The sequence below is a fragment of the Streptomyces graminilatus genome, from assembly GCF_001418565.1.
Classification (GTDB): domain Bacteria; phylum Actinomycetota; class Actinomycetes; order Streptomycetales; family Streptomycetaceae; genus Streptomyces; species Streptomyces graminilatus.
In genome coordinates this window covers 1-6,624 of the sequence record NZ_LIQQ01000756.1, presented here as the reverse complement: position 1 = coordinate 6,624, position 6,624 = coordinate 1, and the positions used below count along the sequence as shown (strand labels likewise).

5 protein-coding genes are annotated in these 6,624 nt (G+C 69.8%); 1 reads left to right on the top strand and 4 read right to left on the bottom strand.

The window, feature by feature from the left end; genetic code table 11:
• Positions 1-17: 17 nt before the first annotated feature.
• Together AOK08_RS41170 and AOK08_RS41165 are read right to left on the bottom strand one after the other, a co-directional pair.
• Positions 18-458: an SRPBCC family protein gene (locus AOK08_RS41170; RefSeq protein WP_055535609.1), complete on the bottom strand. Its 441-nt coding sequence runs from the start codon at positions 456-458 to the stop codon at positions 18-20.
• Between the two features lie 159 nt (positions 459-617).
• Positions 618-1,373, bottom strand: a complete 756-nt coding sequence (locus AOK08_RS41165; RefSeq protein WP_055535610.1) for a metallophosphoesterase family protein — start codon at positions 1,371-1,373, stop codon at positions 618-620.
• Positions 1,374-1,722: 349 nt separating this feature from the next.
• On the opposite strand from AOK08_RS41165, the gene AOK08_RS41160 reads away from it, so the two are divergent.
• On the top strand, positions 1,723-3,519 hold the full coding sequence (locus AOK08_RS41160; RefSeq protein WP_055535608.1) for an AMP-dependent synthetase/ligase: 1,797 nt from the start codon (positions 1,723-1,725) through the stop codon (positions 3,517-3,519).
• Positions 3,520-3,556: 37 nt separating this feature from the next.
• On the opposite strand, the gene AOK08_RS41155 is transcribed toward AOK08_RS41160, so the two are convergent.
• Entirely contained in the window at positions 3,557-5,206 is a 1,650-nt protein-coding gene (locus AOK08_RS41155; RefSeq protein ID WP_079054576.1) for a GMC oxidoreductase, read from the bottom strand.
• 120 nt (positions 5,207-5,326) lie between these two features.
• Complete coding sequence (locus tag AOK08_RS41150) at positions 5,327-6,469, bottom strand: glycosyltransferase family 4 protein (protein WP_055535605.1); 1,143 nt, start codon at positions 6,467-6,469, stop codon at positions 5,327-5,329.
• Between the last annotated feature and the right edge of the window lie 155 nt (positions 6,470-6,624).

Here is a 6,624-nt window from a genome sequence, read left to right as displayed (position 1 = left end):
GGCGGGGGCGCGGAAAACTACTTGGGTTCCTCGACCCGCTTCTTCAGCCCCGCCAGCGCCCGGTCGATGATGACCTTCTCCGCCTTGCGCTTGATCATGCCGAGCATCGGGATCTTGACGTCCACCGTCAGCTGGTAGGTGACCTCCGTCGCCCCGTCACCCGCCGCCTTCAGGATGTACGACCCGTCCAGCGCCCGCAGCATCTGCGACTTGACCAGGGTCCACGAGACCTCGTTGTCGCCGGTCCAGGTGTAGCCGAGGGTCTGGTCGTCCTTGATCGCGCCGGCGTCCATGACGAGGCGGACCTGCTCGGCGCGGCCCCGGTCGTCGGTCTTCAGGACCTCGGACTCCTTCACCTCGCCGGTCCAGTCCGGGTAACGGGCGAAGTCGGCGATGACCGCCATCACCTCGTTCGGTGCCGCCTCGATCGTGATGCTCGAACTGGTGAATTCCGCCATCGCCGTGGCTCCTCCAGGTGCGGTCCGGTGAGGGAGGGTTGGTGCGCACGTATGTGCAGCGTGAAGGCTACCCCGCGCGGCCCGGGCCGTTGCCACCCGCACCGGTGTCACCGTGGGGCGCCGACGGCCGGACACCGCCCGCCGGACGCGAGCGCCGGGTCACCATTCGAGCGCCCACGGCCGCCCGCTCCCCGCGAAGTGCCCCACGTTCACACACTCGGTGGCGCCGATCCGCATCCGCCGGGCCAGCGGCTGGTGGACATGGCCGAACAGCGCGTACCGGGGGCGCGTGCGCCGGATCGCGTCCAGCAGGGCGCGGCTGCCGCGCTCGAAGCGGCGCGCGACCGTGTCGTACACCAGCTCCGGGACCTCCGGCGGGATGTGCGTGCACAGCACGTCGACCTCGCCGACCGCCTCGATCTTCGCCGCGTACTCCTCGTCGCTGATCTCGTACGGCGTGCGCATGGGGGTCCGCAGGCCCCCGCCGACGAAGCCGAAGACCCGGCCCCCGATCTCCACCCGCTCCCCGTCCAGCACCCGGGTGCCCGGGCCGGCGTACTCCGGCCACAGGTCCGGCATATCGACATTGCCGTAGGTCGCGTACGTCGGTGTCGGGAAAGCGGCGAACAGTTCGGCGTACTGCTTGCGCACCGCTTTCTCTATCACCGTCGCCCGGTCCGCGCCGACGCCCGCCCACAGCCGGGCCCCGAGCTCGCGTGCCTCCTCGAAGCGGCGGGCGGTGCGCAGCGCGACGAGGCGGCTCGCGTTCTCGGCGCCGAAGAGGTCGGGGAAGATGCCGCGCGAGTGGTCGGCGTAGTCGAGGAAGAGGACCAGGTCGCCCAGACAGATCAGGGCGTCGGCGCCCGCACCGGCCATGGCCAGGTCCCGCACGTTGCCGTGCACGTCACTGACCACATGGACGCGCGTCGACTTCTCGTCCGGGTTGCCCCGCCGTGTGGGTGCCATGGCGATCAAGCGTAGGCGTGTGCGGCACAGGTGAACAGAAGAGGGGGGTCGTCCGCCGTTACTGGTCAGTCAAGAAAACCGTGCACTACTGTGCGTAAAAAGACATCAACCCGTGTGACACCGCGAACATCTCACCGGACCCCCCTGTCGTAGCCGCCATACCGGCGGGTAACGTCCGGGCAGTCCAGTCGTACTCAGGATTTCGGCGACGAGATCCTGAAGTACTTGCCCGAGCCATGGACCGCACCGTCGCATCGCACAACGTCGTGGCGCCGGCGCCCTATGAGGAGCAGCAGTCTTGCGCGAGTTCAGCCTTCCGGCTTTGTACGAGGTCCCCGCGGACGGAAATCTGACCGACATCGTCCGCCGAAACGCCGTGCAGCATCCGGATGTCGCCGTCATCGCCCGCAAGGTGGGCGGCGCCTGGCAGGACGTGACGGCCACGGCCTTCCTCGCCGAGGTGCACGCCGTCGCGAGGGGTCTCATCGCCTCCGGGGTCGCGCAGGGCGACCGGGTCGCCCTGATGTCCCGTACGCGGTACGAGTGGACGCTGTTCGACTTCGCGATCTGGTGCGCGGGCGCGGTGACCGTACCGGTGTACGAGACCAGCTCCGCCGAGCAGGTGCAGTGGATCCTCAGCGACTCGGGGGCCACCGCGGTCGTCGTGGAGCTGGACGGCCACGCGGCCTCCGTCGAGTCGGTGCGCGACCGGCTGCCCGAGCTCAAGCACGTCTGGCAGATCGACGCCGGCGCGGTGGAGGAGCTGGGGCGGGCCGGCCAGGACGTCAGCGACGCGGCCCTTGAGGAACGCGCGGCGCGGACGAAGGCCGACGACCCGGCGACCATCGTGTACACGAGCGGTACGACCGGCCGGCCCAAGGGCTGTGTCCTCACGCACCGCAGCTTCTTCGCGGAGTGCGGGAACGTCGTCGAGCGGCTGCGGCCGCTGTTCCGTACCGGCGAGTGCTCGGTGCTCCTCTTCCTCCCGCTCGCGCATGTCTTCGGGCGGCTGGTGCAGATCGCGCCGATGATGGCGCCGATCAGGCTGGGCACCGTCCCGGACATCAAGAACCTCACCGATGAACTGGCCTCGTTCCGGCCGACGTTGATCCTCGGTGTGCCGCGTGTCTTCGAGAAGGTCTACAACTCGGCGCGCGCCAAGGCGCAGGCCGACGGCAAGGGCAGGATCTTCGACAAGGCGGCGGACACGGCGATCGCGTACAGCCGCGCGCTGGACACCCCGTCGGGCCCGTCCTTCGGCCTGAAGATCAAGCACAGCGTGTTCGACAAGCTCGTCTACAGCAAGCTGCGCGCGGTCCTCGGCGGCCGGGGCGAGTACGCCATCTCCGGCGGCGCCCCCCTCGGCGAGCGGCTCGGGCACTTCTTCCGCGGGATCGGCTTCACGGTGCTGGAGGGCTACGGCCTCACCGAGTCCTGTGCCGCGACCGCGTTCAACCCGTGGGACCGGCAGAAGATCGGCTCGGTCGGCCAGCCGCTGCCCGGCTCGGTGGTGCGCATCGCCGACGACGGCGAAGTGCTGCTGCACGGCGAGCACTTGTTCAAGGAGTACTGGAACAACCCCGGCGCGACCGAGGAGGCGCTCGCCGACGGCTGGTTCCACACCGGCGACATCGGCACCCTCGACGAGGACGGCTACCTCAGCATCACCGGCCGCAAGAAGGAGATCATCGTCACGGCGGGCGGCAAGAACGTGGCCCCGGCCGTGATCGAGGACCGTATCCGCGCGCACGCGCTGGTCGGGGAGTGCATGGTGGTGGGCGACGGGCGGCCGTTCGTGGGCGCGCTGGTCACCATCGACGAGGAGTTCCTGGGCCGTTGGGCCGCAGAGCACGGCAAGCCGGCCGGGTCCACCGCGGCGTCGCTCGCCCAGGACCCGGATCTCCTCGCGGCGGTCCAGAGCGCGGTCGACGACGGCAACGCCGCGGTGTCGAAGGCGGAATCGGTGCGGAAGTTCCGCATTCTGGCCTCCCAGTTCACCGAGGAGTCGGGCCACCTGACGCCGTCCCTGAAGCTCAAGCGCAATGTGGTGGCGAAGGACTACGCGGACGAGATCGAGGCTATCTACCAGGGTTAGTCGGCCCAATCCGCCTTACCGGCGGGCCTGTTGAACGTCATGGCGCGGTGTCCTCGGCGAGGACCCGCGCCATCGTCCGTTCCGCGAGCGCGGTGATCGTCACGAACGGGTTCACCCCGATCGAGCCGGGCACCAGCGATCCGTCGGTGATGTACAGCCGCGAATACCCCTTCACCCGGCCGTAGTTGTCGGTGGCCTTCCCCAGCACGCAGCCGCCCAGCGGGTGGTAGGTGAAGTCGTCGGCGAACACCTTGTTGCCGCCGAACAGGTCGGACCGGTAGACGGTCGAGTTGGCCGCGTTGATCTTGTCGAAGAGCTTCTTGGCCATGGCGACGGACACCGCGCTCTGGGCGGCACTCCAGCCGAGCCGCGCCGAGTCGGTCGCCGCGTCGTAGGTGAAGGACGCCCGCTCCGGGTTCTTGGTGAGCGCCAGATACAGGCTCGCCCAGTTCTCGAACCCCGTTGGCATCGGGGCTATTTCGGCGAAGACGGGGTTGGCGGTGTTGGCCCAGTCGTCGATGCCCATGGCCGGCATCGTCGACTGGGTCGTCCCGGTCGTGTCCCAGATGTGGTTGGCGCGCCCGAGCATGACACCGCCGTTGGTCCCCCAGCCGGTGCCGACACTGGCGTCGAGATAGGGCAGCGTGCCCGTCTCCCGGGCCCGGACGAGGAGTTCGGTGGTTCCGATGCTGCCGCCGCCGAGGAACAGATAGCTGCACCGGTACTGCTTGGTCTGCACGACCGCGCCGGTGTCGTCGATCCGGTCGACGGTCAGGAGGTACGTCCCGTCGGCGGCCCGGGTGATCGCCCTGACCCGCTCCATGGTGGTGATGGTGACGTTTCCGGTGCCCAGCGCCGAGGCGAGGTACGTCTTGTCGAGGCTGCGCTTGCCGTGGTTGTTGCCGTAGATGACCTCCTGCGCGAGCGCCGATTTGGTCGCGGTGCCGGCCGCCTCGCGCTTCATGTAGTCGAAGTCGTAGACGCTCGGTACGAAGGTGGTCTTCAGTCCGGCCTTCTCGGCGTGCTTTCGGGAGACCCGGGCGTAGCGGTAACACTCCGTGGACTCGAACCAGGCGGGGTCGATGTTGTTGACACCGAGTTCCGCGCGGGCCCGCGGGAAGTAGGTGCCGTACATCTCGGCGAGGTCGACGCCGGGGAACTGCTCGGCGAAGTACGACTCGCGCGGGGTGACGGCCATACTGCCGTTGACCAGCGAACCGCCGCCGACCCCGCGCCCGAGGTACACGGACATGTTGTCGTAGTGCACACGGTCCAGGACCCCGGGGTAGGGGCTGATGTCCCTGTTGATGACGTCCAGCCACAGGAAGCTGGCCAGCGGTGCCTCGGTGCGGGTCTTGAACCACATGGACCGCTTGTCGGGGGAGGCGGTGGCGCAGAAGATCTTGCCGTCGGAGCCGGCGGTGTTCCAGAGGCGGCCCATCTCGATGACGACGGTGCGGATACCGGCCTGGCCGAGGCGGAGGGCGGCGACCGCGCCGCCGTACCCGGAGCCGATGACGATCGCGGGGGCTGCCTCGACGGCGGCGGGTTCGACCGCCTGGGCCGACTGGAGTCCGACGCGGGTGAACCCGAGGGTGGCGGCTGTCTGGATGGCGGCCGCACCAAGCATTTGACGTCTCGTCAGACCGCGATCGGCAAGCTGACGGTGTATCAGTCTCTCTGTCATGCGCAAATCATCGGCGGGGGTGAGGGTTCTGCCTAGTGGCTGTGAACCCGCACATGTTCAAAAATGCGGACGCCCACCGTCACAGCCCCGCGTCAAGGCCCCGCTGCCACAACAGCGCCCTCACAGCAGCGTCTTCAGCTCCTCCGCGAGCAGGTCCCAGCGCCACTTCTCCTCGACCCAGGCCCGCCCTCGCTCCCCCATCCGGGTCCGCAGTTCGGCGTCGCCCAGCAGTACGGTGATCCGGTCGGCGGCGTCCTCCACGGAGCTGCCGCGCACCACCCAGCCGGTCTCCCCGTCCAGGACGGCGTCCGGCGCGCCCCCCGAGTCACCGGCGACCACCGGCAGCCCCGTCGCGGACGCCTCCAGGTACACGATCCCGAGCCCCTCGACGTCCAGGCCGCCCCGGCGCGTCCGGCACGGCATCGCGAAGACGTCACCGGCGCCGTAGTGGGCGGGCAGCTCCGCCCAGGGCACCGCGCCGGTGAAGCGGACCGAGCCCGCGACGCCGGTCTCGTGGGCGAGTTTGCGCAGCTCACGCTCGTAGGGCCCGCCGCCGACGATCAGCAGGACCGCCTCCGGCTCGGTGGCGAGGATGCGGGGCATGGCGAGAATCAGCGTGTCCTGCCCCTTGCGCGGAACCAGCCGCGAGACGCATACCACGACGGGCCGGTCGGTGAGCCCGAGCCGCGCGCGGACGGCCTCACCCCCCGACCCCGGGTGGAAGGTCTTCTCGTCGACCCCGGGCGGCAGCTGGACCATCCGCCGGGCGGCCCCCGGAGTCAGCGCGGTGGCGATCCGCGACCGTGTGTACTCACCGAGATAGGTGATCGTGTCCGTCGACTCGCCGATCCTGCGCAGCAGTTGACGCGCGGCGGGCAGTTGCGCCCACCCCGCCTCGTGACCGTGGGTGGTCGCCACGAGCCGCTCGGCGCCCGCCTTCCGCAGGGCCGGCGCCATCAGCCCGAGCGGCGCCGCCGCCCCGAACCACACCGACGTACAGCCGTGTTCACGCAGCAGACCCGCCGCCCGCGCGGTGACGGCGGGCGTCGGCAGCAGCATCGTCGTCCGGTCCCGTACGACGGTGAAGGGCTGCTCGGCGTCGAAGGCGGCCGTGGCCCGGGCGCCCTCGGGGCCCCGCTTCCAGGTGGACGCGTAGACGACGACCCGGCCCGGGTCGAGGCGCAGCGCCATGTTGTGCAGGAAGGCCTGGATACCGCCCGGGCGGGGCGGGAAGTCGTTCGTCACGATCAGGGTCTTGTGCACGCCGCAGACCCTACCGAACCCCCTCCCCCACCCTCCCGGAACCCTCACGGATGTCCGGCCCCGCCTGATGGCGTTCGCACAGCCACCCGGGAGATCATGGCCGCTCACCGGCCGATACGCCGATAATCAGCCGCAGAGAACCGGCCACCCGGAAT